This window comes from Lapillicoccus sp., assembly GCF_046595215.1.
In the GTDB taxonomy this organism is placed as follows: Bacteria; Actinomycetota; Actinomycetes; order Actinomycetales; family Dermatophilaceae; genus Lapillicoccus.
Genome location: NZ_JBKJPP010000206.1, coordinates 19,212 through 44,106 on the forward strand (window position 1 = coordinate 19,212; position 24,895 = coordinate 44,106).

Here is a 24,895-nt window from a genome sequence, read left to right on the forward strand (position 1 = left end):
GGCACGTCCTCCGCAGCGTCGCCAAGGTCCGCGGCGCGTCATGCGAGTCCACGTTGAACTCCCGGCACGATCCCTGCTTGACTTCGGGGATGGCCGTGCGTCCCGTCGTCATCACCGGAGATCCGGTGCTCCATCGACCGGCGAGCCGGGTCGAGTCCTTCGACGACGAGCTGGCACAACTCGTCCAGGACATGTTCGACACGATGGACGCCGCCCACGGCGTCGGCCTCGCCGCCCCGCAGATCGGGGTGGGCCGGCGTCTCTTCGTCTACGAGATGGCCAACGACGACGGCGTGCCCGTGCGCGGCGTGGTGGTCAACCCGATCCTGATGCTGAGCAAGGTGTCCACGGAACGCCCCGACCCCGATCTCGAGACCGAGGGGTGCCTGTCGGTGCCGGGCGAGAGCTTCCCCCTCAAACGGGCCGAGCACGCCCGGGTCAACGGGTTCGACCTGAGCGGGGCCCCGCTGGAGTTCGAGGCCACCGGCTGGTTCGCCCGGTGCATGCAGCACGAGTTCGACCACCTCAACGGCAAGCTCTACGTCGACCGGCTCGACGAGCGGCAGGCCAAGAAGGCACGCAAGGCGATCACGAAGAACGGCTGGGGAGTGCCAGGCAGCTCATGGATGCCCGGGGTCGACGTCGACCCCTTCGGACACGACGAGGACGACCTCGACGAGGGTGGTCACGACGAGCTCCTCGTCTGACGACCGGGGACCGGGGACCGGGGACCGGGGACCCGACGAGCGCGAGCTCCCCCCGCCGCTGCTCGCGATCGTCGGCCCGACCGCCAGTGGCAAGTCCGACCTGGCCCTGGACGTCGCCGAGCGGGTCGGCGCCGAGATCGTCAACGCCGACGCGATGCAGCTCTACCGCGGGATGGACCTCGGCACGGCAAAGGTGACCCCCGACCAGCGCCGCGGCATCCCGCACCACCAGCTCGACGTCCTGGGCCTGCGCGACGAGGCCAGCGTCGCGGCATACCAACGGCATTCGCGCGCGGACATCGCAGCGATCCAGGGCCGGGGCCACCGCGTCGTCGTCGTCGGCGGCTCGGGGCTCTATGTGCGGGCCACGCTCGACCGGTTGGAGATCCCCCCGACCGACCCGGCGGTCCGCGCTCGCCTGCAGGCCGAGCTCGACGCGCACGGACTGGATCCGCTGCGAGCGCGGCTGCGCGAGCTCGACCCGTCCGCGGAGGCGGCGATCGAGGCCAACAACGGCCGGCGGACCGTCAGGGCCCTCGAGGTGATCGAGCTGACCGGCCGCCCCTTCTCGGCGACGAGACCTCGCCGGGAGCACGTCCTCGCGACCGTGACCATCGGGCTGGCGACCCCGCGACCCGTCCTCGACCTGCGCATCGAGCGGCGCGTGCGGCGGATGTGGGAGGCGGGCCTGGTCGCCGAGGTCGAGGTCCTCCTGAGCCTGGGCCTGCGGGAGGGTCGGACCGCCGCGAAGGCCCTCGGCTACAGCCAGGCCATCGCCCACCTCGACGCGACGATCACGGCCGAGCTCGCGCAGGAGCAGACGATCACCGCCACCCGTCGTCTCGTCCGCCGGCAGGAGTCGTGGTTCCGGCCCGACCCGCGGATCGTCTGGCTCCCGCACGACGCCCCCGACCTCGTGGACCGCGTCCTGGCGCTGGTCGAGGCCGGCACCGTGACGGCCGCCCTGCCAGAATGACCGCATGCGCGGTCTGCACTTCACCAAAGGACATGGCACCGAGAACGACTTCGTGCTCGTGGCCGACCTCGACGGCACCCGCGACCTCACCGTCGAGGAGGTCCGACTGTTGGCCGACAGACGCGCCGGCCTCGGCGGCGACGGGGTCATCCGGGTCGTCCCCACCGCGCGGGCCAGCGAGGCCCTCGTGCGTGAGCAGGCCGGGCGGGCCGCCTGGTTCATGGACTACCGCAACGCCGACGGCTCCGCTGCGGAGATGTGCGGCAACGGCACCCGGGTCTTCGCGGCCTACCTGCGCCGCGAGGGCCTCGAGACGGCCGACGAGTTCGCCATCGCCACCCGCGCGGGTGTCAAGACCGTCGTCGTCACCGGCGAGCAGTATGCCGTCGACCTCGGCCCGTGGCGCGTCGTCGACCCCGCCGGCGCTCGGGAGCGGGGTTTCGACTCGACCGTGCGGGCGCGGGGGGGCGTTGAGCTGCCGGCGCTCAGCCTCGACCTCGGCAACCCTCACACCGTCGTCATCCTGCCTCCGGGCATCGACCTCGACACCCTCGACCTCACCGAGGCCCCCGCGGTGTCACCCACCCCCGCGCACGGCACGAACGTCGAGTTCGTCCGGGCCATCGCCCAGGGCCACATCGCGATGCGGGTCCACGAGCGCGGCGTCGGTGAGACCCGCTCGTGCGGTACGGGCGCCGCCGCGGCTGCGCTCGCGACCCGCTGGTGGGAGGGCGAGAGCGACGACAACCGCGAGTGGACCGTCGACGTGCCCGGCGGTCGGCTGAGCGTCCGTGCGCTCCCGGACCAGCACGTCGAGCTCGCCGGGCCCGCCGTCCTGGTCGCCGACGGCACGCTCGAGCTTCCCTCCCCGCCGAGCTAGTCAGACCCCCGCCGACGCAATACCCCTCGAAGAGCCGGCCGCCCCACGGCCGGAGCACCTCGTCGGCCGCCTCGACGAGCGCTCCCACGTCACCCTCCAGGGCGCCCCGCAATGCCGCGTCGAAGGTCGTCGCCCGCGTCGAGGTCTGCTCCGAGTCCAGCGCCACGACCTCGCGGACCAGGCCCTTGCCCGTCCCGACCCAGCGGCCGGACCCGGCGAGGAGCAGTCGCAGTGCGCGGTCCCAGAGCGCCGTGGCGACAGCTGTGCGCTCGAGGGGGTCCGTGGCCCCAGCAGGTCCTCGATGAGTTCGCTGACGGCGTAGCGGAAGGTCGCCACCTCATCGACATCGAGCGGTGGGGGCCCCTCCACGACCTGCGCACGGCAGTCCGCGGGAAGCGTCACCCCCGAGCCGTCCACATCGACGAGCACGACTGACTCGGCCACCAGGCGCGTCATCGTCGGCTGGCGCCGCGCGGCGTCCTTGGCCCGGTAGTGGGCCAGCGACGCCTCGGTGTGGACGAAGAGCTCGACCGGCCACACCTCGAATCGTCGTGAGTCGCGTTGGGGCGCAGGCTTCCCGTCCAGCAGGACGGTGATGTCCAGGTCCGACGTCGACGTCCCGGCACCACGTGACACGCTGCCGCCGAGCCAGGCGGGCCCGGGCCTGCGGGAACCACTCGGCAACGGCTCGCCGAGCGGCGTCAACCGGGTCGGGTGCGTTCACGCCGGGGCCCACCGCACGGCAAGGATGCGGAACCCCCGCGCTGTCTCGAAGCGCTCGCACCGCAGCCCGTCGAGGCTGTCGTTGGCCCACCGTTGCAGACTGTCGGCGCCGAGGTTCTTCTGCACGACGAGGTATGCCGTCCCGGCGGCTTCCAGCCGCAGCAGCCAGGTCTCGAGCATCTCGTGCAGGGCGGCCTTGCCGACCCGGATCGGCGGGTTCGACCAGATTGCGTCGAAACGCACGTCGTGCGGCACGTTCTCCGGCCGGCTCGCCGTCAGGTGCTCGATGCCCAAGAGGCTGGAGTTGTCCCGGACCAGGTCCAGGGCCCGTTCGTTGACGTCCACGGCATACACGTGGGCCTGGGGTGACACCAGCCCCAGGGTGATGGCGATGGGACCCCAGCCACAGCCCAGGTCGAGGAGGTTTCCCGTCCGGGGCGGCTTGGGCGCCTGGCGGAGCAGCACGCCGGTGCCGACGTCGACCCGGTCCGGGGAAAAGATGCCGCCCGCCGTCTGGAGGCTGAGCCGGCGCCCGGCCAGCTCGACAGAGAGGGGCCGACGCTCGGCGGCGCCGACCGGCTCGGCCGTGAAGTAGTGGTCGCCGCTCACCGCCACCACGGTACTGGGGGGAGGTCAACGACGCCCACGCCGGCATAAACGGCTCGCGGGTGTCGTTGACCACATGGGACACTAGGGAGAACATGACACGACGCTCTGAACTACTTGCCGACAAGGCCGCCGCCATCGCCGCCGAGGCGGACGCCTTCGAGGACGACTACCTGACGGACGATGTCGACGGTGAACAGCTCGACCGTGAGGAGCGCGCCTCCCTGCGGCGCGTGTCCGGCCTCTCCACCGAGCTGGAGGACGTCACCGAGGTCGAGTACCGCCAGCTGCGGCTCGAGCGGGTCGTCCTCGCGGGGGTCTGGACCGAGGGCACCGTCGAGGACGCCGAGAACTCCATCCGCGAGCTGTCGGCCCTCGCCGAGACCGCCGGCTCGACCGTGCTCGATGGTGTGCTGCAGCGCCGGCACAGGCCGGATCCCGCGACCTACCTCGGCAAGGGCAAGGCGATCGAGCTGCGTGACATCGTCATCGCCGAGGGCGCCGACACCGTCGTGTGCGACGGCGAGCTGGCCCCCGGCCAACGGCGTGCGCTCGAGGACGTCGTCAAGGTCAAGGTCATCGACCGCACGGCCCTCATCCTCGACATCTTCGCCCAGCACGCCAAGAGCCGCGAGGGCAAGGCGCAGGTCGAGCTCGCCCAGCTGCAGTACCTCCTGCCACGCCTGCGCGGCTGGGGTGAGTCGATGTCCCGGCAGGCGGGCGGCCAGGCCGCCGGCGGGCAGGGGATGGGCTCGCGCGGCCCTGGTGAGACGAAGATCGAGCTCGACCGCCGCCGGATCAACACCCGGATCGCCAAGCTCAAGCGCGAGATCACCGGAATGAAGACCACCCGCGACACCAAGCGCAGCAGCCGCAAGGTCCACCACGTGCCGAGCGTCGCCATCGCGGGCTACACCAACGCCGGGAAGTCCTCGCTCCTCAACCGCCTCACCGGCGCCGGTGTCCTCGTCGAGAACTCGCTCTTCGCGACCCTCGACCCGACGGTCCGCAAAGCCGAGACCGAGGACGGGCGCCCCTACACCCTCGCCGACACGGTCGGCTTCGTCCGGTCGCTGCCGACGCAGCTCGTCGAGGCGTTCCGCTCGACGCTCGAGGAGGTGGGCGACGCCGATCTCCTGCTCCACGTCGTCGACGGCTCGCACCCCGACCCGGAGGGCCAGATCACGGCCGTGCGATCGGTGCTCGCCGACGTCGGGGCCGACGGGGTCCGGGAGGTCATCGTCATCAACAAGGCCGATGCCGCCGACCCCGAGGTCCTCGACCGGCTGACCCGCCACGAGAAGCACTCGATCATCGTCTCGGCCCGCACCGGCCTGGGCATGGGTGCGCTGCGTGACCTCATCGCGCAGGAGCTGCCGCGGCCGGACATCGACGTCAAGGCGATCCTGCCCTACGACCGCGGCGACCTGCTCAGTCGTCTGCACGCCGAGGCCGAGATCCTCTCCACGGACCACCGCGAAGACGGCACCTTCGTCCACGCCAGGGTGCACCCGACCCTCACGGGTGAGCTCGCGGCATACCTCGTCTGACCTGATGCCCGGCGGGCGCATCATCCTGCTCTGCGGGCTGCCGGGCAGCGGCAAGTCCACCCTGTCCCGTCGCCTCGAGGCCGAGCGTCCCGGCCGTGCGGCTCAACCCGGACGAGTGCATGAGCGATCTCGTGATCGACCACGTCGACGAGGGCTTCCGGGAGCGGATCGGGGAGCGGTTCTGGCGGCTCACCCAGGAGCTCGCGAAGGCCGGCCTGACGGTCGTCCTCGACGACGGCTTCTGAGCCAGGTCCGAACGTGACGCCAAGCGCGAGTGGGCCCGGGGCCCACGGCCTGGCGGTGGAGCTGCACGTCCTCGATGTCCCGCTCGACGAGCTGGTGCGTCGGGTCGAGGGACCCCGGGCGCCACCCGCACTCGGTCCCGCTCACCAGGTCCCACCCAGAAAAGATATCTCCCCTCCTTGAGCCTGGCAGACCCGGCGGAACGGGCCCTGTTCGACCCACCGCCCCGCGCGGGCTGAGCAACGCCGGTATGCCGGTGCGGTGCCTCTCAGGAAACCTTGGCAGGGTGGGCCGGTGACGTCACCCCCGGAGCCTGCGCCGAGCCCCGAGCATGCCCGGCTCGCCGAGTCACCCGGCGACAGCGACCCGTGGCGGTTGTGGGGGCCCTACCTTTCCGGGCGGCAGTGGGGGACCGTGCGCGAGGACTACTCCGCGGAGGGAAACGCCTGGGAGTCCTTCCCGTTCGAGCAGGCGCACGCGCGGGCCTACCGGTGGGGCGAGGACGGTCTGGCCGGGCTCTGCGACCGGTTCGGGTTCCTCAACCTCGCCGTCGCGATGTGGAACGGGCGCGACGACCGGCTCAAGGAACGGCTCTTCGGGCTGACCAACCCGCAGGGGAACCACGGCGAGGACGTCAAGGAGTACTGGTGGCACGTCGACGCCACCCCGACCCATTCATGGGCCGAGTGGCTCTACCGCTACCCGCAGGCCGCCTACCCCTATGACGCGCTCGTGACAACCAACGCCGAGCGGTCGCGAGCCGACGAGGAGTTCGAGCTCTCGGACACCGGGGTCCTGCACGAGGACCGGTTCTTCGACGTACGGGTCACCCACGCCAAGGCCGACCCTGGCGACGTCCTCGTGACGATCACCGCCACGAACCACGGGCCCGACCCCGCGCCGCTGCACCTCGTGCCGCAGCTGTGGTTCCGCAACACGTGGGCGTGGGGCCAGGACGACCGGCTGCCATCGCTGCGACGGACGACCGCGCCCGAGCTCGAAGACGGCGACCTCGTGGTCGTCGAGGCGGAGCACGAGCTCCTCGGCCGCTACATGCTGTTCGCCGAGGGAACGCCCCAGGTGCTGGTGTGCGACAACGAGACCAACAGCGAACGGCTCTACGGCACGACGAACCGCTCGCCCCACCCGAAGGACGCCGTCGACCGGGCGATCGTCCGCGGCGACCCCTCGGGGCTCAACCCCGAGGCGGTCGGGACCAAGGCGGCGTTGCACTACGCGTTCGAGGCGGTACCGCCGGGCCAGAGCGTGTCCGTGCGACTGCGCCTGCGCTCCGGGACCCGACCGGATCGACCGTTCGCGACCTTCGACAGGCTCGTGTCCGACCGGCGTTCCGAGGCGGACGCGTTCTACGCCCTCGTCATCCCCGAGGCGGTGGACGACGTCGACCGGCACACGGCGCGGCGGGCCTTCGCCGGCCTGCTCTGGTGCCGTCAGGCCTACCGCTACGACGTGGCGCACTGGCTCGACGGCGACCCGGCGTCCCCGCCGCCGCCCCTCGAACGGCGGGCTCCGGAGCCGGTCGGGCGCAACTCGGCGTGGCGCAACCTCTCCATCGCCGACGTCATCTCGATGCCGGACGAGTGGGAGTACCCCTGGTTCGCGACGTGGGACCTGGCCTTCCACGCCGTCGCCCTCGCCCACGTCGACCCCGCCTTCGCCAAGTCGCAGCTGTTGCTGCTGTGCCGGGAGTGGGCCCAGCACCCCAACGGCCAGCTGCCTGCCTACGAGTGGTCCTTCTCCGACGTCAACCCGCCGGTCCACGCCTGGGCTGCCTGGCAGGTCTACCTGCGCGACGGCGCCCGCGACACCGACTTCCTCAAGCGGGTCCTCACCAAGCTGCTCCTGAACTTCAGCTGGTGGGTCAACCGCAAGGACGCCGACGGCTCCGACCTCTTCGAGGGCGGTTTCCTCGGGATGGACAACATCGGCGTCTTCGACCGGTCCCGGGAGGTCCCGGCGGGTTGGCGGCTCGAGCAGTCGGACGCCACGGCGTGGATGGCGTTCATGTGCCTGTCGATGATGCGCATCGCGCAGGAGCTCGCCCGCACGGACCACGCGTTCGACGACCTGTCCACGACCTTCCTCGAGCGTTTCCGCTCCATCGCCGACGCGATGGATTCCTTTGGCAGCCATGGCATCTCGCTGTGGGACGAGGAGGACGGATTCTTCTACGACGTCCTGTCCGGTCCCGACGGCCAGCTGGAGCCGATGCGGGTGCGTTCCCTCGTGGGCCTGCTGCCGCTGCTCGCGGTGGCCAACAGCCCGTCCTGGGTCGAGCAGGAGCTGCCGGACTTCACCGCCTCGCTGCGGTGGCTCCAGCGTCATCGCGCCGAGCAGTGCGAGAGCATCATGGACACCTCGGGTCACGAGGGCTCGGGGATGACCCTCGCCGTGGTCGACCGGGGCCGGCTCGTGCGTCTGCTCGGACGGCTGCTCGACGAGGAGGAGTTCCTCTCGCCGCACGGCATACGCTCGATGTCGGCGGCCCACCGCGACGGGCTGACCCTCGATGTGGCGGGCACCCGGATGTCGACCCACTACACCCCGGGGGAGTCCGACACCGCGCTCTTCGGAGGCAACTCCAACTGGCGCGGGCCGATCTGGTTCCCGGTCAACGCCCTCCTCGTCGACGCCCTCCACACGTATGCCGCGGGGGCCGGGCGCGACGTCAGCGTGGAGTTCCCGACGGGGTCGGGGCAACGGCTGGGCCTGCACGAGGTGGCGCAGCGGATCGAGGGGCGACTCGTCTCGCTCTTTCGGCCGGACGGCGAGGGGCGTCGACCGAGCGATCCCCGCGACCACGGGCACGGGCCGCTGTGGCAGGATCACCCGACCTTCAGCGAGTACTTCCACGGCGACACGGGTATCGGCCTCGGGGCCTCCCACCAGACGGGGTGGACGGCCCTCGTCGCGCACCTCATCTGCACCACCTCGGTCGCCACCTCAGCCGTGACCGATCCCTCTGAGAACTGACCCGATCCGCCTCTCTGCCATAGGAGCCCAGCGTGCTGCTCAAGGACAAGACCGTCATCGTCACCGGGGGGAACAGCGGCATCGGCGCCGCCATCGCGCTCGCCGCCGGCCGTGAGGGGGCCAACGTCGTCATCGACTACGTCGTCCACCCGGAGGCGACCGAGGAGCTGGACGACGAGATCACCCGGGCCGGGAGCGAGGCGATCGGGGTCGACGCCGACGTCAGCAAGGTGGCGGACCTGCGCCGACTGATCGAGGTCGCCGTCGCGCAGTACGGGCGGATCGACGTGCTCGTCAACAGCGCCGGCATCGAGACCCGCACGTCACTCCTCGACACCAGCGAGCAGGACTACGACACGGTCATGGCCGTCAACCTGAAGAGCGCGTTCTTCGCATCGCAGCTCGCGGCCAGACAGTTCATCGCCCAGGGTGGGGGCGGCGTCATCATCAACATCTCCTCCGTCCACGAGGACTGGCCGATGCCGGGCAACACCCCGTACTGCGTGTCGAAGGGGGGGATGCGGATGCTCACGCGCAACGCGGCCGTGGAGCTCGGCGCCCACGGCATCAGGATGCTGAACGTCGCGCCCGGCGCCGTCGACACTCCGATCAACACGTCGACGACGACCGATCCCGACAAGCTCAAGGCACTCAACGCCTCGATCCCGCTCGGCCGGGTGGCGAAGCCGGAGGAGGTCGCCGAGACGGTCGTCTTCCTGGCGTCAGACAAGGCGGCCTACGTCACGGCCACGACCGTCGTCGTCGACGGAGGCATCATGCAGGGGTCCGTCGGGCTCTGAAGGGCGCTGGGGGCGCTGACCGACGACGCCGCGCTCGAATCACCCGGCCTGTGGAGCGTCGCGGGTGGGGCGTCGACCCGGCATACGCTGGGGGGATGGCCGCCGACCTCGATGCCCTCCTGCACGCCGCGGTCCTGGGAGTCGGGGGCACCGAGCGAGCCGGGCAGGTGGAGATGGCCCAGGCGGTGGAGCGGGCCGTCGAGTCCAGGGAGCACCTGCTCGTCCAGGCGGGGACCGGCACGGGCAAGTCGCTGGCCTATCTCGTGCCCGCGGTCAAGCACGCCATCGACGTGGGCAGGCCGGCCGTCGTCGCCACGGCGACGCTCGCCCTGCAGGCCCAGATCGTCGACCGGGACATGCCACGGCTGGCCCGCGCGCTGCAGCCGTTGCTGGGCCGGACCCCGACCTACGCGCTGGTCAAGGGCCGGCGCAACTACGTCTGTGTCCAGAAGCTCGGTGGCGGGTTCCCCGAGGAGGAGGGCCTCTTCGGGGTCGAGCAGGTGGATCGCAGCGCCTCACGGCTCGGGGCGGAGGTGGTCCGGTTGCGGGAGTGGGCCGACACCACCGAGTCCGGCGACCGCGACGAGCTGGTGCCCGGCGTCTCCGAACGCGCGTGGCGCCAGGTGTCCGTCTCGGCGCACGAGTGCCTCGGGTCGAGGTGCCCGATGGTCGCCGAGTGCTTCGTGGAACGGTCCCGCGAGGCGGCCAGGGACGTCGACGTCATCGTCACCAACCACTCCTTCATGGCCATCGACGCCTTCGAGGGTCGCCAGATGCTGCCCGAGCACGACGTCCTCGTGATCGACGAGGCGCACGAGCTCGTCGACCGGGTGACCTCAACGATCACCGACGAGCTCACCTCTGCCATGGTGACGTCCGCGGCCAAGCGCGCCGGGCGGCTGTCGGAGAACACCGCCGAGGTCGAGGACGCAGGACTCCTGCTCGACAGCGTCCTCGAGACGCTGCCCGAGGGGCGCCTTCACGGCATACCGGACTCCCTCGCGCTCGCCCTGACGCGGGTGCGCGACACGACCCGCGCCGTGCAGTCCGACCTCAAGCCGACCCCCGGCGATGAGGCCGACGGCGGTCGCCAGGTCGCGCGGGCGGCCATCGACGAGCTCAACGAGAACGCCGCACGGATCCTGGAGCAACGCGAGCTCGACGTCGTCTGGGTGAGCAAGGACCCCCGGCGCGGCGCCGTGCTGCGGGTGGCGCCGATGAGCGTGGCGATGCTGGTGCGCGAGCGGATCTTCGAGGACCGCACCGTGATCCTCACCTCAGCCACGCTCGAGCTGGGCGGGACCTTCGATGCCGTCGCCGGCACGATCGGCCTGCGCGGCGACGGCGCTCCGCCCTGGCAGGGTCTCGACGTCGGCAGCCCGTTCGACTACCCCAAGCAGGGCATCGCCTACGTCGCCAAGCACCTGCCGCCACCCGGCCGCGACGGCACGCCTCCCGAGACGCTCGACGAGATCGAGGCGCTGGTGCGGGCCGCCGGCGGTCGCACCCTCGGCCTCTTCTCCTCGACCCGGGGCGCCCAGAACGCCGCCGAGGAGCTGCGGGCGCGCTTCGGGCAGGACGGCACCGGGATCGACATCCTCTGCCAGGGCGACGACCAGATCTCCACGCTGGTGCGCCAGTTCGCCCGCGAGCCCACCACCTGCCTCTTCGGGACGCTCACCCTCTGGCAGGGCGTGGACGTGCCGGGGTCGTCGTGCCAGCTCGTCATCATCGACCGCATCCCCTTCCCCCGACCGGACGACCCGCTCGCGTCGGCCCGCGCGCAGGCCATCGCCCGGATGGGGGGCAACGGGTTCATGGCCGTCTCGGCCACGCACGCCGCGCTCCGCCTGGCGCAGGGCGCCGGCCGGCTGATCCGTCGCGCCGAGGACCGTGGCATCGTCGCCTTCCTCGACTCACGGATGATGACGGCCCGGTATGCCGGGTTCCTCCAGCGCTCGCTGCCCCCCTTCTGGCCCACGACCGACCGCGAGATGGTGCTCGCCGCCCTGCGCCGCCTCGACGACATCGCGCCCGAGCCGGAGCCGGTTGCCGACCCGGCGCTGCGCGGGGTCACCGGAGCGATCGAAGACGTCGTCGACTCCCGTCCCGTCGCCGGGGTCACCCCTGTGCCCACCTCGTCGCGCACAGCCGTCGTGGCCGGGCACGCCTGGACCAGCGTGCAGGACGGGGAGCTCGCGGAGGGGGTCGAGGCCGGGGTCGACCTCGGCGGGCTCGCCGACCACCTCGAGCTCCCGGCCGAGGTCGTCTCGGCCCGGCTCGAGCAGCTGGGGCTCGAGCTGGAGGACTCCACCTTCTCCTTCGACTGAGGTGCCGGTCGACGGAGGTGTCGGCCGGACGTGACAGGGTGAGCGTCGTGACCCCGTCGCCGACCGTCCCGTCGCTCGTCCTCGTCAGCGGACCTGAGGAGGTCCTCGCCGAGCGGGCCGTCGCGAGCACCGTCGCGCAGCTGCGGGACACGAGCTCGGACCTCGAGGTCATCCGCCTGACGGCGTCGACCTACCAGCCGGGCGACGTCGGCATCCAGACCAGCCCGTCCCTCTTCGGTGGAGACAAGGCCGTCGTGGTGCAGGCTGTCGACGAGGCCACGGACGAGCTCCAGGCCGACCTGCTCGACTACCTCGCGGCACCGGCCCCCGAAGTCACCCTCATCGCCGTGCACCGTGGCGGCCAGCGCGGCAAGAAGGTCCTCGACCTGCTCAGGAAGCAGGGCGCCCGGGTGATCGACTGCCCCGCGATCAAGAGCGACCGGGACAAGAGTGACTTCGTCATGAACGAGTTCCGACGCCAGGGTCGCAAGGCCACCCCCGAGGCCGTCCGCGCGCTGATCGAGGCGCTGGGCAAGGACGTGCGCGAGCTCGCCGCCGCCTGCAGCCAGCTGGTGTCGGACACCCACGGGGTCATCGACGACCAGCTTGTCGAGGTCTACCACGGGGGCAAGGTCGAGGCGACCGGCTTCCGCGTCGCCGACGCGGCGATGGCCGGCCAGACCGGCGACGCCCTGCGCCTGCTGCGGCACGCCATCGCCACCGGGGTCGACCCCGTCCCGATCGTCGCCGTCCTCGCGGCGCAGCTGCGCCAGCTCGTCAGGGTCGGCTCGGCAGGCCGGGGGAGCAGCCAGCAGCTGGCCAAGGAGCTCGGGATGGCGCCATGGCAGGTCGACAAGGCCCGCCGGCTGGTCGGGCACTGGGACGCCGAGGGCCTCGGGCGGGCGATCCGGGCCGTCGCGGCCGCGGACTTCGAGGTCAAGGGCGGCGGCCGCGACCCGGTGTATGCCGTGGAGCGGGCCATCCTGACGATCACCACCGCGCGGACCGGAGTGCGGCGCTGACCGGGGGCTGGCCCTGCGCTGGCCCTGCGCTGACCCGGGCGCTGACCCGCTCCTCTCGTTCGCCGGTTTGGGCGGGGCGTTGACCGCTGGTAGATTTCCTCCTTGCGTGCGCGCCCGGTCGTGTGCGTGCGTTGCACCATCCAGCGCGGTTCACCCACGGGCGTCCTCGACTCCCAGTCCCGATCCGCGTCTGCCGCCTTTCACGGCACTCATCAACTGACCAAGAAAGATCACTCGTGGCAAACATCAAGTCGCAGATCAAGCGCATCAAGACCAACGCGAAGCGCACTGACCGCAACAGGGCCGTCAAGAGCGAGATCCGCACCTGGGTCCGCAAGTTCCGTGAGGCCGCGGCCTCCGGTGACGCCGACGCGGCGAAGGACGCGCTGAAGACGGCGTCCACCAAGCTGGACAAGGCGGCCGCCAAGGGCGTCATCCACAAGAACCAGGCCGCGAACAAGAAGTCGGCGATGGCGAAGCAGGCCTCGTCGCTCTGACCCGAGCGCCCCGTGTGCGGGGGGAACTCAGGAACTCAGACCTCGCGCCGGATCGCGTCGGCGACCTTGAGGAAACGGTCCTCTCCGAGCACAGAGCCCTCCCGCCGCACGGTGGCCGGGTCGACCCGGATGATGCGGTCGATCCGCACCTCGCTCGGGCGTCCCGCCCGGTCCCAGGCCCCTGAGCCGATGTCGACCCAGTCCCGACCGGCCCGGTGCTCCTGCGCCGCGTCCCGATCGTGGTTCTTGCTCGTGAGCATCACCCCGAGCAGCCAGTCGCCGTCGGAGCCGACCAGCAGGACGGGTCGGTCCTTGCCGATGGAGTGGTCCTCCTCGAACGGCACCCATGTCCACACGATCTCGCCGGGGTCGGGTTGACCGTCGGGTTCCGGCGCATAGCTCATGGCCGGGACGCCCCGGAAGTCGCCCGGGTAGGCCCGGGTGCGGCTCGGGGGAGCGACGCCCCCGTCGCCGGGCCGGTCGCGACGGGGCGTCGGTCGGACCGGCCGGTCCGGCTCGTGCTCAGCCCTGCCACCGCCGAGTCCGAGAGTGCGCTGCACTGCGCTGAACAATCGCCGTCCGAGTCCGTCTGCCATGGCCCTCACCGTAGCCGGGAGCGGCGTGTCGCTCAGGCCTCCCAGCCGCGCCGGCGACGAACAAAGTCGAGGAACATGCGGGCCATCAGTCGTTGGTGCCGACGCAGCGCCGCAGTGCAGCCGGGTGGCGGCGGCGCGTCGAGGTCGCTCATCATGTAGGCCGCGATGACGGCCAGGAACCCGTCGATGCCCAGCTGGTCGGCGTCCCGGGTGAGCGGGGACGTCTCCATGAGCCCGTCGACCTCGAAGCCCTGCCACGCCATCATCGGCGCCAGCCCGACGAGGTCGACCCAGGCCGGTCCCACCCCGACCCAGTTCCAGTCCACGACCCAGGCCTTCCCGGCGCCGTCCACGAGGAGGTTGTCAGGCCGCACGTCCCCGTGGGACAAGGTGGCCCCCGACAGGTGGTTCGACGCGTCGAGGACCAGGGCCCCGAGATCCTCCTGCCGTCGCAGGACCCACCCCGGCATCCCCGCCGGCAGCTCGAACCGTCCCTCGCCCATGGCCTGACCCACACCGAGGATGCTCTCGTCGCCGGCCATGCCCCGGGCGACGCTGGCGCCGGCGAGCTCGGCGGGACACGGGGTGGCCAGCTCGGCCAGGATGACGCAGGCCTCGTGGACCGCGTCGATGTCGGCTGGCGTCCAGGGTTGGCCGGGCATCCGCCCGTCGACCACGTCGAGGAGCAGGACGCTCCACCCCAGCGTCGCACTTGCGGCAATCAGGCCGGGGGCCGGCATGCCGGGTGGCAGCGCACGCAGCACCCGCGCCTCCCGGGCGAGCGCGTCGACGACGTGGGGCATGTCAGGGCCACCGGCCTTGACGAAGGCCCGTGAGCCGTCGGCGAACCTGACCGAACCGGCATACGACCCGGTGAACCCACTCGTGACGACGGGGTCGGCCGCGACCACCCGGCTGCCGACGAGGGAGGCGACCTCCGCGCGCACCCCGGAGGGCAGCATCGACCAGCTCGGCCGCTGCGAGGTGGCCCGGTAGTCGACGTCGGGGACCGTGCTCATCCCGCCAGTCTGCCCCGACGTGGTGCAGCAGTTCACCCCAATTTGCCCGGGCCGTGAATAACCGGGACCCTTGCCGTGTTGCCGTCGAGAGCAACGTGAGCCGGTCATCGCGGACCCGCACGTCCACCCGCACACCTCCGACGAACGGCCCCGATGACTGACGTCCTGCTGTCCTCCGACACGTCCCAGACCGTCCGGACCTCCGAGACCGCCCCGACCCCCCCGACCGCCGACCCGACGCTCGGGAATGCGGGGGCCGCCTCGGGGCGCGTGGGCCTCGCCCTCCTCGCGCTGGCCGTCGGCGGGTTCGCGATCGGCACCACCGAGTTCGTCACCATGGGCCTGCTGCCGCAGGTCGCGGCGGGGATCGGCACCGACATCCCGACGGCGGGCCACTTCGTGTCGGCCTACGCCGCAGGGGTCGTCGTCGGGGCCCCCCTCATCGCGGTGTTGGCGGCCAGGGTGCCACGCAAGCAGGTCCTGCTCGCCCTCATGGTCGGCTTCGCCATCACCAACGTCGCCTCGGGCTTCGCCTCGACCTACGGCCAGCTGATGGGCGCCCGTTTCCTCTCGGGCCTGCCGCACGGGGCGTTCTTCGGCATCGGCTCCGTCGTCGCCGCGAGCCTGGTCCCTAGGGAGAAGCGGACCTGGGCGGTGGCGATGATGCTCGTCGGGCTCGGCGTCGCCAACGTCATCGGGGTGCCGCTGACGACGTTGCTCGGACAGAATCTGGGCTGGCAGGTGCCCTACTGGGTCGTCGGGATCATCGGGGCGATCACCGTCCTCACCACCTGGGCGTGGATCCCGGACCAGCCGGCCAGCGGCGAGGAGTCGATGCTCGGGGAGCTGCGGGCACTCAAACGCCTTCAGGTCTGGCTAGCACTCCTGATCGGCACCGTCGGCTTCGGGGGGATGTTCGCGACCTATGCCTACATCACCCCGACGATGACCGACCTCGCCGGCTTCTCCACGTCGTTCGTCCCGGTCATCCTTGGCATCTACGGGGTGGGCATGGTCACCGGCATGGTCGTCTCGGGCCGGGTGGCGCGCTTCGGCCTGATGCGCGGCATCGTCGTGTCGATGGCGCTCATCGCCATCATGCTCGGGGTCTTCGGGTTCCTCGTCCACGTCCCGGCGCTCGCCGTCATCATGGTCTTCATCCTCGGCTTCCTGCCCTCGATCCTCGTGCCGATGCTGCAGACCCGGCTCATGGACGTGGCCCACGAGGGCCAGGCCCTGGCGGCCGCCCTCAACCACTCGACCCTCAACATCGCCAACGCGCTCGGGGCGTGGCTGGGCAGCGTGGTGCTCGCGGCGGGCTTCGGCTACGAGTGGCCGAGCCGGGTCGGCGCCCTGCTGGCGGTGCTTGGAGTCGTCATCTCGGTGATCTCGATCGTCGTCCAGCGCCGCCGCCCCTCCGGCTCCTGACGACTTCTTCGCGCCGGGGGGAAGCGCCGTGGACCACGATCTGCGCTGCGCGGGAGAGCAGGGTCCCCGCAGACGGTGACGAACGACAGCTCCCAGAGGCAGATCCGTGACGTCAGACGCGTGGCGGGCCGCCCACGTCCCGTCGTTCGTCCCCCACCGGTCTGCGCCGAGGTGCCGGCATCAACGCGTGCAGCGGCGTCAACCCACTTTGAGGAGCCGGCTGACCTCGCTGTAGCGGTAGCGGCGGTGGCCACCGAGCGTGTGGACCGCGGTCAGCTGGCCGGCCCTGGCCCACCGCGTGATCGTCTTGGGGTCGACGCGGAACATCGCCGCGACCTCGGCGGGCTTGAGCAACGTCTCGGGATCCGTTGCCTGAATGAGCGCGGGGTTGGCCACGACGGCCTCGGCGACGTCGTCAAGGCTCTGGTTGTTGCGGAGGGCGTGGCCACGGATGAGCTCGGAGGCGTCGTCGACGCTGACGCCGCGTGTCCTGGCCAGGGCGCCCTTGGCCTGCTCGCCGGTGATGCGGCTGTTGAGGGAGCGCTGGAGCTGTGCGGCGGTGAGCTCCCCATCGCGGAGGCTGCGTTCCTGGAGCAGCCCAATGGTGGAGATGTCCGCGAGGGCCTGGATGAAGCGGACGTCGCCGGGCTTGAGGTGGCCCGTGTGGGAACTGAAGAGGTTCAGCGCCCCGATGACGTCCTTGCGGTGCCTCAGCGGGAAGGCGTGGACGGAGCGGAACCCGGCGCGGACGGCGTTGGGGGCGAAGACAGGCCACCGGCCCCCTGCCTGGGCGAGGTCGGTGTTGACCACCGGGGTGCCGGTGCTGAAGCAGTCCAGCCAGGGACCCTCCTCGTTCTGCAGCCTGAACAGCTCCATCAGCTTCGCCGACTGCTTCGAGGCGGCCGTGAACTGCAGCCGACCGTGCGGGTCGGCCAGCAGCAGCCCCGCGGACGCGGAATGGCTCATCGACGCGCTGCGAGTGGTGACCAGCTCGAGGAACTCGATGGGGTCGAAGTCATCGACCAGGGTGTCGGTGATCTCGACGAGGACCTCCGCGAGGCGCTCGACCGCGATCATGATCTGCGGCTCTCTCGCGGGGTGCCCACCATCGCGAGCGGGAGGGCGGCTCGACGCTCCCGGCGCCGACCTGATGCTGGCGTGAATGTGGGCATCTGGATCTCCGATCACATCGTGTTTCCGATGCGTTGTCGGGTCCAGGACAACACAATTCAGGCAAATCATAGATCAGAACCGGGCCCTTGCACCTATTTGGGTCGCGTGTGATGGATATTGTTTTCGAGTGGCCACTCTGGTGACCCCAGCGGCTGGCAGCTCACGCCAGCCCGTGCCGCCTATCGCGGACCGATGCCGGCGCGGGCGCGCGATTCCTCGCTGCCCAGCCGCAGGACGTTGACGTCGGTCGTCACCGCGATCCACGAGAACCCATGACGTCTCAGGACCGTGGCTCGCTCAGGCGAGCCCGCGTAGGCTCCAGCCCTGATCCCGACATGCGCGCAGGCGCGGACAATCCTGGGCAGTGGGGCGTGGTCGTCGAAGTCCGCCAGGAGCTCGTCGACGTCGCGACCCAGGGCCAGGGACAGGTCGAACGGCCCGACGAAGACCATGTCGAGGTCGCGGGTGGCAACGATCGCGTCGATCTCCCTTACGGCGTCAGCCGTCTCCACCATAACGGCGCAGAACGGGCCACCTGCGCTGGAGCCGCCGCGTGCAGGGTCAGGCCGCCCCGCGCCCGGCAGCGGTCCCCAGCTGCGCGTCCCCCGTGGTGGGTAGTGGGCGGCGGCGACACAGGCCTCGGCGCCGGCTGCGTCGGCGACCAGGGGGACGATGACGCCATCGGCTCCGACGTCCAGCGCCCGCCCGATGAGGGTGGGGTCCGGTGCGGCGACGCGGACCAGCACCGTCGTGGCCGGGTCCCGTCGCAGCGAGAAGACCGCACGGAGCGCCGCGTCGTCGAAGTGTCCGTGCTGCGCGTCGAGGCAGACCCAGTCGAAGCCGCCACCAGCCAGCTCGACGGTGGTCCGGGGTTCGCCGAGGGTGGCCCACACCCCGGTCGCTGAGGTGCCCACCGACCCGTCCGTCATCCCCTGAGTGTGTCAGTCCTGCCGCTGTTTCGCCGACGGGAGGTGTCGCTCGGAGATGGACCACTGTCCCCGGTATGGCCCACACTGGGCAGACCGCTGAGTGGCGGCATCACACCGAGACCGAGGAGGCGCCATGGCGCTCATCGAGACCACTGGGCTGCACCACGTCCGTCTGACCGTCAGTGACCTCGCACGGTCCCGGGCCTTCTACGAGGAGATCCTCGGCTTCGAGATCGCCGCGCAGTCCCCGGGCGACCCCAGTGACCCCGCCGTTCGTGAGGATCCAGCCCAGCTCTACGGAGGTGTCGTCTACCAGACCAATGGCATCCTGTTCGGGTTGCGACCGGTGGCCTCCGCGCACGATGCCTTCGACTCCACCCGGACCGGGCTGGACCACGTGAGCTTCGCCGTGGCGAACCGGGACGCTCTCGACGCCGCAGTGGTGGCGCTGGATGAGCGGGGAATCACGCACGGCGAGGTCACGCTCCTCGAGGGGTTCGGGATCGCGATCCTGTCATTCAGCGATCCGGACGGAGTGCACCTCGAGCTGACCGCGCCGCTCTGACCGAGGCGTCCTGGGGGCTGGCTGGCATCGGCATGTCATCGATGAACACTCTTGTTCACCGACGAACAACGCGTACCGTTGATCCATGGTCGCTGTCGGTCAGGAGCTGGCGCGGCACGCCGTCCTCCTCGACGCGGCTGTCAGGTGTCTCGTGGCCCAGCCCCGCGCCTCCCTGGCTCAGATAGCCACGGCGGCCGGCATCGGTCGCACGACGCTCTTCAAGCTGTTCGCGACCCGCGACCAGCTCGAGCATGCCGTGGCGATGCGGGCCCTCAGCGTCTGCGAAGCGGCGATCAACTCGGCTTCCGGGCACGCCGAGGAGGGCGAGCAGGGCGGCGACGGCGGGCTGCGGGCCCTGGTCACGGCCCTCATCCCCATCGGGCCGCAGCTCACCTTCGTCTGGCGCAGCACCAGCCTCGACGTGGACGAGGAGGTCGTGGGCGCCTACCACCGCATGGACGCAGCCCTGCTCGGCGCCCTGGCCAGCGCCCGCCAGGCCGGGGTGCTGCGTGCCGACCGGCCCGAGTGGTGGCTCGGACAGACGCTCTACGCCCTCGTCCACGTCGCGTGGGACTCGGTCCAGTGCGGTCAGCTGGCCCGGCTCGACGCCCCCGACCTCGTCCTCGACACCCTGCTCGGGGGCGTCGGCACCCTCGCCGCGCGGACCGCGAGATGAGTCGACTCGCCCGGGCCAGGCAGGCGGCTGCCTTCGCCGGCGGGCTCTACGGGCAGCGCTGGGACCGCTGGTATGCCGGGCGGTTCCGCGGCGACGACCTCGCGCGCCTCAGCCTGCGGGAGGGACGCCGCGACCCCTATCCGATCTACGAGGAGATGCGCACGCGCGGGCCGATGGTGCGGACCAGACTCGGCAACTGGGCGACCCCGAGCCATGCCGTCTCGAAGCAGGTGCTGCGCAGCCGGGCCTTCGGGGTGAGCGAGCCCGGCGACGTCGGCCGGACCGCCCCGGGCACATCGTCCGAGGAGTTCGACCTGTCGTTCCTCGGTCTCAACCCACCCGACCATACGCGGTTGCGACGACTCGCCGGACCGGCGTTCAGCCCGCGGATGATGGCGACCTACCGCACCCGGATCGACGCGACGGTCCACCGGCTGCTCGACGCCGCGCAGCGACGTCAGCAGTTCGACCTCGTGGCGGACTTCGCCGCGCCCCTGCCGATCGCGGTCATCGCCGAGATGATGGGAGTGCCGGACGCCGACGTCGCAGCGTTCCAGCGGTACGGCGCGGCCCTGGGGAGTGCACTCGACGGCCTGACGTCCCTGACCCACGCCCGCGAGGTGATCCGGGCCAACGCCGAGCTCGAGACGATCTTCGAGTCGCTGTTCGCGCGGCGCGAGCGGGAGCCGGGCGACGACCTCGTCAGCGCCCTCGTCGCCGAGCGGGGCGAGCGGATCCAGCCACGCGAGCTCGTGCCGATGTGCTCGCTGCTGCTCATCGCCGGCTTCGAGACGACGGTCAACCTGATCGGCAACGGCACGCTCGCCCTGCTCCGCAACCCCGCGCAGTGGGAGCTGCTGCGGGCAGACCCCTCGCTCGCCGCGCAGACCGTCGAGGAGGTGCTGCGCTACGACTCGCCGGTGCAGGAGACCGCACGGGTCTCGTTCGAGGACACCGAGATCGCGGGAGTGGGGGTCCGGCGCAACCAGTGGGTCGTCACCCTGCTCGGTGGTGCCAACCGTGATCCGGAGGTCTTCACCGACCCGGGCCGCTTCGACATCACCCGGGCCGCAGGAGCCGAGCACCTCGCGTTCTCCAGCGGCATCCACTACTGCCTCGGGGCCCCGCTGGCCCGGCTCGAGGCGACGGTCGCCTTCGCGGCCCTCGCCGAGCGGCTCCCCGGACTGCGGCAGACCGGTCGCGTCGTGATGCGGCCCTCGACGACGATCCGCGGCCCGCGCCGGCTTCCGGTGGCTGGTCGCTGACGCACGGCGTCCCCGGCTGTCGGTCGGTGGTGACAGGGTGGTCGCCATGACGCCGAAGCCGACCGTGCCCGAGGAGAACCACTCGAGGACGTGGTCGGGTGACACCCGCCCACCGCTGCCGCAGGACGGCGACGAATGCACGATGCTGACGACCTACCTCGACTGGCACCGGGCGACGTTCGAGCTGAAGTGTGCCGGCCTCGACCCGGCCCGGATGTCTCAGCGCACGATGCCGCCTTCGACCCTGACGCTCCACGGCCTGCTGCGCCACCTCACCGGAGTCGAGCGCTGGTGGTTCCAGATCAACCTCGCGGGTGACGACGTCCCCCTGCTGTACTACGCAGACGACGACCCCGACCAGGACTTCGGGCGCCTCGACGGCGACGTGGCGGAGGCGTTCGCCCTCTGGCGCCGCGAGTGTGACCACTCCCGTGAGATCGTCGCCGGCGCATCCTCGCTGGACCAGGCCGGCACCCGGGTCCGCGACGGCCAGCCGATCTCGGTGCGGGGCGTGCTGGTCAAGATGATCGCCGAGTACGCCCAGCACAACGGCCACGCCGACCTGCTGCGCGAGGGGATCGACGGGGCGACCGGACACTGAGCCGCGGGGGCTACGGGACGCGCCGCGCGTGCACGGCATACCGGGCTGCGCGTGGGAGACTTGGGCGTTCGACGTCCCCCATCCCCCGAGCGCGAGGTCTGCCCCACCGTGTCACCCATGGCCCGCACCGCGCTGCCACCGCACGCGACGCCGCCGGACCTCCTCCGGAACTTCTGCATCATCGCCCACATCGACCACGGCAAGTCGACGCTGGCCGACCGGATGCTTCAGCTGACCGGCGTGGTCGACCCGCGGGCGATGCGCGCGCAGTACCTCGACCGGATGGACATCGAGCGCGAACGCGGCATCACCATCAAGAGCCAGGCCGTGCGGATGCCGTGGGAACTTGACGGGATCACCTACGCGCTCAACATGATCGACACCCCGGGGCACGTCGACTTCACCTACGAGGTCTCAAGGTCGCTCGCTGCGGCCGAGGGTGCGGTCCTGCTCGTCGACGCGGCGCAGGGGATCGAGGCGCAGACGCTGGCCAACCTCTATCTCGCGATGGAGAACGACCTGACAATCATCCCGGTGCTCAACAAGATCGACCTGCCCGCGGCCCAGCCGGACAAGTATGCCGAGGAGCTGGCTCGGCTGATCGGGTGCGAGCCGCAGGACTGCCTGCGCGTGTCCGGCAAGACCGGTGACGGCGTGGAGCCGCTTCTGGACCAGATCGTCGGCCAGATCCCGCACCCGACCGGCGACCCCGACGCGCCCGCCCGCGCGATGATCTTCGACTCGGTCTACGACACCTACCGGGGCGTCGTGACCTACGTGCGGGTCATCGACGGCAACCTCAACCCGCGCGAGAAGATCGCGATGATGTCGACCAAGGCCACCCACGAGCTGCTCGAGATCGGCGTCAGCTCGCCGGAGCCGGTGCCCTCCAAGGGCCTGGGTGTAGGCGAGGTGGGATACCTCATCACCGGGGTGAAGGACGTGCGCCAGTCCCGGGTCGGCGACACCGTCACCAACGCCGGCAAGCCCGCGACGGTGGCGCTCGGCGGTTATCGCGACCCCAAGCCGATGGTCTTCTCGGGGCTCTTCCCCATCGACGGGTCGGAGTACCCCAACCTGCGCGACGCCCTCGACCGGCTCAAGCTCAACGACGCCGCCCTCGTCTACGAGCCGGAGACGTCGGTCGCCCTCGGCTTCGGCTTCCGGGTCGGCTTCCTCGGGATGCTCCACCTCGAGATCATCCGCGAGCGGCTCGAGCGCGAGTTCGACCTCGAGCTGATCTCGACGCTGCCCAGCGTTGTCTACGACGTCACCCTCGAGGGCAACCGGCACATCGAGGTGACCAACCCGAGCGAGTACCCCGACGGCAAGATCGTCGAGGTCCGCGAGCCGGTCGTCCGCGCGACGATCCTCGCCCCGAGCGAGTTCATCGGCGCGATCATGGAGCTGTGCCAGCAGCGCCGCGGCTCGTTGCGGGGGATGGACTACATCTCCGAGGAACGCGTCGAGATGCGCTACACGCTGCCGCTCGCGGAGATCGTCTTCGACTTCTTCGACCAGCTGAAGTCGCGCACCCGCGGCTACGCGTCGCTCGACTACGAGCCCGACGGCGACCAGGTCGGTGACCTCGTGCGGGTCGACATCCTGCTGCAGGGCGAGCAGGTCGATGCGTTCAGCTCGATCGTGCACAAGGACAAGGCCTACGCCTACGGCGTGCAGATGGCCTCCAAGCTGCGCGAGCTCATCCCGCGCCAGCAGTTCGAGGTGCCGATCCAGGCCGCGATCGGTGCCCGGATCATCGCCCGCGAGACGATCCGCGCCATCCGCAAGGACGTCCTCGCCAAGTGCTACGGCGGTGACATCACCCGCAAGCGCAAGCTTCTCGAGAAGCAGAAGGAGGGCAAGAAGCGGATGAAGATGGTCGGCCGCGTCGAGGTCCCCCAGGAGGCGTTCATCGCCGCGCTCTCCAACGACGGCGAGAAGGCCAAGAAGTAGGCCGGTGCACGGCATACCCCTTGCTTGCGTCCGGCACCTCCGTTGCCGGGTCGAGCGACCTGCCGGACGCAAGGAGTCAGGTTCGGTGCAGGACGCAGGGGGTCAGGTGCGGAGCTTGGCGCGCAGGCGGGCGGTGTCCTCGTCGGTCCAGCCCTGGGTCGCCAGCCAGGCCCGGGCGCCACCGTGCTCGGTCTCGAGGGATTCCAGCAGCAGCCGCATGGTGTCCGCCCGCGGCGACTGCTGCTCGACCGACTTGTCGGTGAGGTTGACGGCGTAGGCGGGGCGCCGGCTGAGCCGTTCGAGGATCTGCGGGACGCGCTGGGCCGAGGCCGCGAAGTCGGCGGTGATGGCCTCGTCCGTGGCGCCGGCGAGCTTGAGCGCGAGCCCGACGACCGTGCCGGTGCGGTCCTTGCCCGCGGCGCAGTGGACGATGACGGCGCCCGGGCTCGCGGCGATGGCGCGCAGTGCGGCGACGACGGAGTCGGGGCGCTGGGTGAGATATCCGAGATAGTGCTTCGACCAGTAGGTGTCGTGGCCGCCTCGCGAGGCCCTCGACCCGTCCTGCGGCGCGTTCCCGAGGTGGGGATCGGCCACCCAGGGCAGCTCCCGCTCCCCGGCCGGGATCCCGGTCTCGACCGAGTCCTCCGGGTAGAGCGTGAAGTGGTGGATCCGGACGTCGGCCCGCGCGTGCAGCGGACCGTCGCCCTCCTTGGCGACCTCGACGTAGGTGCGCAGGTCCACGACGTCGGTCACCCCGAGGTCATCGGTGAGGTGGTGAACCGAGTCGGGCGCCAGGTCCTGGAGGTTGTCGGACCGGATCAACCGACCGGGCAGGATGTGTCCGCCGTCGACGGTGGGCAGACCGCCGAGGTCTCGCATGTTGACGACCCCGTCCAGCTCGAGCCAGGCAGGTGTGTGCACCAGATGACCCTAACCGCGCCGGATGCCCAGGCGGCACCGGGCCCGCCACACCTGGCCCGCGACAGCGGCGGAGCTCCGGCACAGGGTGAGGGCCTCGGCGAGTATGAGTCTCCGAGGCCCTCGGGCACGAACCGAGGTCCGTGTCCAGTGTCCGGGACCGAGGTCCTGGACGGGTGACCAGCAGGCTGGTCGATCACAATGATCCTCGAGTCCCGTTCCCCCGAAAGGGAATTGGATCTCGTGAACATCGATCCCGCCTTCGGCAAGCCGACTGCGTAGGTCAGGTCTACGCCCTCGTGGCCCCCCCGGCAAGACCCCGGACGGACATACTCCGGCCACCTGGTCCTTGATCGGCGTGTCGTGGTCTGACACGCCGTGGGAAGAGGGTCGGGCCCGGGGGCGGTGGGGCCGGAGGGACTCGTCGAGCTCCCCTGAGAG

23 protein-coding genes and 1 pseudogene are annotated in these 24,895 nt (G+C 71.0%); 17 read left to right on the plus strand and 7 right to left on the minus strand.

From position 1 onward, the window contains the following. The first annotated feature begins 89 nt into the window (after window positions 1–89). From def to ACLL9L_RS17130, 4 genes are all read left to right on the plus strand, one after another. Window positions 90–707 (plus strand): peptide deformylase, encoded by a 618-nt coding sequence (gene def / locus ACLL9L_RS17115; RefSeq protein ID WP_411285857.1) that lies wholly within the window; start codon window positions 90–92, stop codon window positions 705–707. Next, on the plus strand, window positions 682–1,683 hold the full coding sequence (miaA, locus tag ACLL9L_RS17120) for a tRNA (adenosine(37)-N6)-dimethylallyltransferase MiaA (protein ID WP_411285858.1): 1,002 nt from the start codon (window positions 682–684) through the stop codon (window positions 1,681–1,683). Before def ends, miaA begins: the two co-directional genes overlap by 26 nt. A gap of 4 nt (window positions 1,684–1,687) precedes the next feature. Then, on the plus strand, window positions 1,688–2,563 hold the full coding sequence (dapF, locus tag ACLL9L_RS17125) for a diaminopimelate epimerase (RefSeq protein WP_411285859.1): 876 nt from the start codon (window positions 1,688–1,690) through the stop codon (window positions 2,561–2,563). A 231-nt stretch (window positions 2,564–2,794) separates the two neighbouring features. Continuing rightward, a complete protein-coding gene (locus ACLL9L_RS17130; RefSeq protein WP_411285860.1) occupies window positions 2,795–2,998 on the plus strand; it encodes a hypothetical protein in 204 nt (67 codons plus the stop codon). A 285-nt stretch (window positions 2,999–3,283) separates the two neighbouring features. On the opposite strand, the gene ACLL9L_RS17135 is transcribed toward ACLL9L_RS17130, so the two are convergent. Continuing rightward, complete coding sequence (locus tag ACLL9L_RS17135) at window positions 3,284–3,895, minus strand: class I SAM-dependent methyltransferase (RefSeq protein ID WP_411285861.1); 612 nt, start codon at window positions 3,893–3,895, stop codon at window positions 3,284–3,286. Window positions 3,896–3,987: 92 nt separating this feature from the next. Between ACLL9L_RS17135 and hflX the strand changes: the two genes are divergently transcribed. The 7 genes from hflX to rpsT all read left to right on the plus strand — a co-directional run bounded on the left by hflX (window position 3,988) and on the right by rpsT (window position 13,328). After that, on the plus strand, window positions 3,988–5,442 hold the full coding sequence (hflX, locus tag ACLL9L_RS17140; protein WP_411285862.1) for a GTPase HflX: 1,455 nt from the start codon (window positions 3,988–3,990) through the stop codon (window positions 5,440–5,442). A gap of 119 nt (window positions 5,443–5,561) precedes the next feature. Further along, window positions 5,562–5,687 carry a hypothetical protein gene (locus tag ACLL9L_RS17145; RefSeq protein ID WP_411285863.1) on the plus strand — a complete coding sequence of 42 codons (126 nt, stop codon included), beginning with the start codon at window positions 5,562–5,564 and terminating at the stop codon, window positions 5,685–5,687. Window positions 5,688–5,979: 292 nt separating this feature from the next. Then, entirely contained in the window at window positions 5,980–8,679 is a 2,700-nt protein-coding gene (locus tag ACLL9L_RS17150) for an MGH1-like glycoside hydrolase domain-containing protein (protein ID WP_411285864.1), read from the plus strand. Window positions 8,680–8,711: 32 nt separating this feature from the next. Then, window positions 8,712–9,479, plus strand: coding sequence for an SDR family NAD(P)-dependent oxidoreductase (locus ACLL9L_RS17155; RefSeq protein WP_411285865.1), 768 nt, complete (start codon window positions 8,712–8,714; stop codon window positions 9,477–9,479). A gap of 95 nt (window positions 9,480–9,574) precedes the next feature. Next, window positions 9,575–11,809, plus strand: a complete 2,235-nt coding sequence (locus ACLL9L_RS17160) for an ATP-dependent DNA helicase (protein ID WP_411285866.1) — start codon at window positions 9,575–9,577, stop codon at window positions 11,807–11,809. Window positions 11,810–11,847: 38 nt separating this feature from the next. Continuing rightward, window positions 11,848–12,831 (plus strand): DNA polymerase III subunit delta, encoded by a 984-nt coding sequence (gene holA, locus ACLL9L_RS17165; protein ID WP_411285867.1) that lies wholly within the window; start codon window positions 11,848–11,850, stop codon window positions 12,829–12,831. A 236-nt stretch (window positions 12,832–13,067) separates the two neighbouring features. After that, entirely contained in the window at window positions 13,068–13,328 is a 261-nt protein-coding gene (gene rpsT / locus ACLL9L_RS17170; protein WP_411285868.1) for a 30S ribosomal protein S20, read from the plus strand. Window positions 13,329–13,363: 35 nt separating this feature from the next. Here rpsT and ACLL9L_RS17175 read toward each other — a convergent pair whose 3' ends face one another. Continuing rightward, window positions 13,364–13,924 carry a type II toxin-antitoxin system PemK/MazF family toxin gene (locus ACLL9L_RS17175; protein WP_411285869.1) on the minus strand — a complete coding sequence of 187 codons (561 nt, stop codon included), beginning with the start codon at window positions 13,922–13,924 and terminating at the stop codon, window positions 13,364–13,366. A 32-nt stretch (window positions 13,925–13,956) separates the two neighbouring features. Next, on the minus strand, window positions 13,957–14,943 hold the full coding sequence (locus tag ACLL9L_RS17180) for a phosphotransferase family protein (protein ID WP_411285870.1): 987 nt from the start codon (window positions 14,941–14,943) through the stop codon (window positions 13,957–13,959). A 153-nt stretch (window positions 14,944–15,096) separates the two neighbouring features. On the opposite strand from ACLL9L_RS17180, the gene ACLL9L_RS17185 reads away from it, so the two are divergent. Beyond that, window positions 15,097–16,371, plus strand: coding sequence for an MFS transporter (locus tag ACLL9L_RS17185; protein WP_411285871.1), 1,275 nt, complete (start codon window positions 15,097–15,099; stop codon window positions 16,369–16,371). A gap of 198 nt (window positions 16,372–16,569) precedes the next feature. Here ACLL9L_RS17185 and ACLL9L_RS17190 read toward each other — a convergent pair whose 3' ends face one another. The 3 genes and pseudogenes from ACLL9L_RS17190 to ACLL9L_RS17200 all read right to left on the minus strand — a co-directional run bounded on the left by ACLL9L_RS17190 (window position 16,570) and on the right by ACLL9L_RS17200 (window position 18,473). Then, window positions 16,570–16,749 carry a BldC family transcriptional regulator gene (locus ACLL9L_RS17190; RefSeq protein WP_411285898.1) on the minus strand — a complete coding sequence of 60 codons (180 nt, stop codon included), beginning with the start codon at window positions 16,747–16,749 and terminating at the stop codon, window positions 16,570–16,572. A 27-nt stretch (window positions 16,750–16,776) separates the two neighbouring features. Next, window positions 16,777–17,613: pseudogene (locus ACLL9L_RS17195) on the minus strand (GAF domain-containing protein); the annotation flags it as partial. Window positions 17,614–17,723: 110 nt separating this feature from the next. Further along, entirely contained in the window at window positions 17,724–18,473 is a 750-nt protein-coding gene (locus tag ACLL9L_RS17200) for an HpcH/HpaI aldolase family protein (RefSeq protein ID WP_411285872.1), read from the minus strand. Between the two features lie 133 nt (window positions 18,474–18,606). Here ACLL9L_RS17200 and ACLL9L_RS17205 point away from each other — a divergent pair, with 133 nt between their 5' ends. The 5 genes from ACLL9L_RS17205 (at window position 18,607) to lepA (ending at window position 23,536) form a co-directional block, all read left to right on the plus strand. Continuing rightward, window positions 18,607–19,038 (plus strand): VOC family protein, encoded by a 432-nt coding sequence (locus ACLL9L_RS17205; RefSeq protein WP_411285873.1) that lies wholly within the window; start codon window positions 18,607–18,609, stop codon window positions 19,036–19,038. Between the two features lie 85 nt (window positions 19,039–19,123). Further along, complete coding sequence (locus ACLL9L_RS17210) at window positions 19,124–19,714, plus strand: TetR/AcrR family transcriptional regulator (RefSeq protein WP_411285874.1); 591 nt, start codon at window positions 19,124–19,126, stop codon at window positions 19,712–19,714. Next, on the plus strand, window positions 19,711–20,979 hold the full coding sequence (locus ACLL9L_RS17215; RefSeq protein ID WP_411285875.1) for a cytochrome P450: 1,269 nt from the start codon (window positions 19,711–19,713) through the stop codon (window positions 20,977–20,979). The genes ACLL9L_RS17210 and ACLL9L_RS17215 overlap by 4 nt, the downstream gene beginning before the upstream one ends. A 46-nt stretch (window positions 20,980–21,025) precedes the next feature. Continuing rightward, complete coding sequence (locus ACLL9L_RS17220; protein ID WP_411285876.1) at window positions 21,026–21,580, plus strand: DinB family protein; 555 nt, start codon at window positions 21,026–21,028, stop codon at window positions 21,578–21,580. 117 nt (window positions 21,581–21,697) lie between these two features. Further along, the gene (gene lepA, locus ACLL9L_RS17225; protein ID WP_411285877.1) at window positions 21,698–23,536 is read left to right on the plus strand and encodes a translation elongation factor 4; all 1,839 of its coding nucleotides are present in this window, start codon (window positions 21,698–21,700) and stop codon (window positions 23,534–23,536) included. A 102-nt stretch (window positions 23,537–23,638) separates the two neighbouring features. Here lepA and ACLL9L_RS17230 read toward each other — a convergent pair whose 3' ends face one another. Beyond that, window positions 23,639–24,457, minus strand: a complete 819-nt coding sequence (locus ACLL9L_RS17230; protein ID WP_411285878.1) for a tyrosine-protein phosphatase — start codon at window positions 24,455–24,457, stop codon at window positions 23,639–23,641. Window positions 24,458–24,895 lie beyond the last annotated feature (438 nt).

Coding starts and splice junctions, on each gene's coding strand:
- ACLL9L_RS17180 (WP_411285870.1), bottom strand. CDS start 14,943: ATGAGCACGGTCCCCGACGTCGACTACCGGGCCACCTCGCAGCGGCCG.
- ACLL9L_RS17205 (WP_411285873.1), top strand. CDS start 18,607: ATGGCGCTCATCGAGACCACTGGGCTGCACCACGTCCGTCTGACCGTC.
- ACLL9L_RS17200 (WP_411285872.1), bottom strand. CDS start 18,473: ATGACGGACGGGTCGGTGGGCACCTCAGCGACCGGGGTGTGGGCCACC.
- def (WP_411285857.1), top strand. CDS start 90: ATGGCCGTGCGTCCCGTCGTCATCACCGGAGATCCGGTGCTCCATCGA.
- ACLL9L_RS17160 (WP_411285866.1), top strand. CDS start 9,575: ATGGCCGCCGACCTCGATGCCCTCCTGCACGCCGCGGTCCTGGGAGTC.
- ACLL9L_RS17185 (WP_411285871.1), top strand. CDS start 15,097: ATGACTGACGTCCTGCTGTCCTCCGACACGTCCCAGACCGTCCGGACC.
- ACLL9L_RS17220 (WP_411285876.1), top strand. CDS start 21,026: ATGACGCCGAAGCCGACCGTGCCCGAGGAGAACCACTCGAGGACGTGG.
- ACLL9L_RS17215 (WP_411285875.1), top strand. CDS start 19,711: ATGAGTCGACTCGCCCGGGCCAGGCAGGCGGCTGCCTTCGCCGGCGGG.
- ACLL9L_RS17175 (WP_411285869.1), bottom strand. CDS start 13,924: ATGGCAGACGGACTCGGACGGCGATTGTTCAGCGCAGTGCAGCGCACT.
- hflX (WP_411285862.1), top strand. CDS start 3,988: ATGACACGACGCTCTGAACTACTTGCCGACAAGGCCGCCGCCATCGCC.
- lepA (WP_411285877.1), top strand. CDS start 21,698: ATGGCCCGCACCGCGCTGCCACCGCACGCGACGCCGCCGGACCTCCTC.
- dapF (WP_411285859.1), top strand. CDS start 1,688: ATGCGCGGTCTGCACTTCACCAAAGGACATGGCACCGAGAACGACTTC.
- ACLL9L_RS17210 (WP_411285874.1), top strand. CDS start 19,124: ATGGTCGCTGTCGGTCAGGAGCTGGCGCGGCACGCCGTCCTCCTCGAC.
- ACLL9L_RS17145 (WP_411285863.1), top strand. CDS start 5,562: ATGAGCGATCTCGTGATCGACCACGTCGACGAGGGCTTCCGGGAGCGG.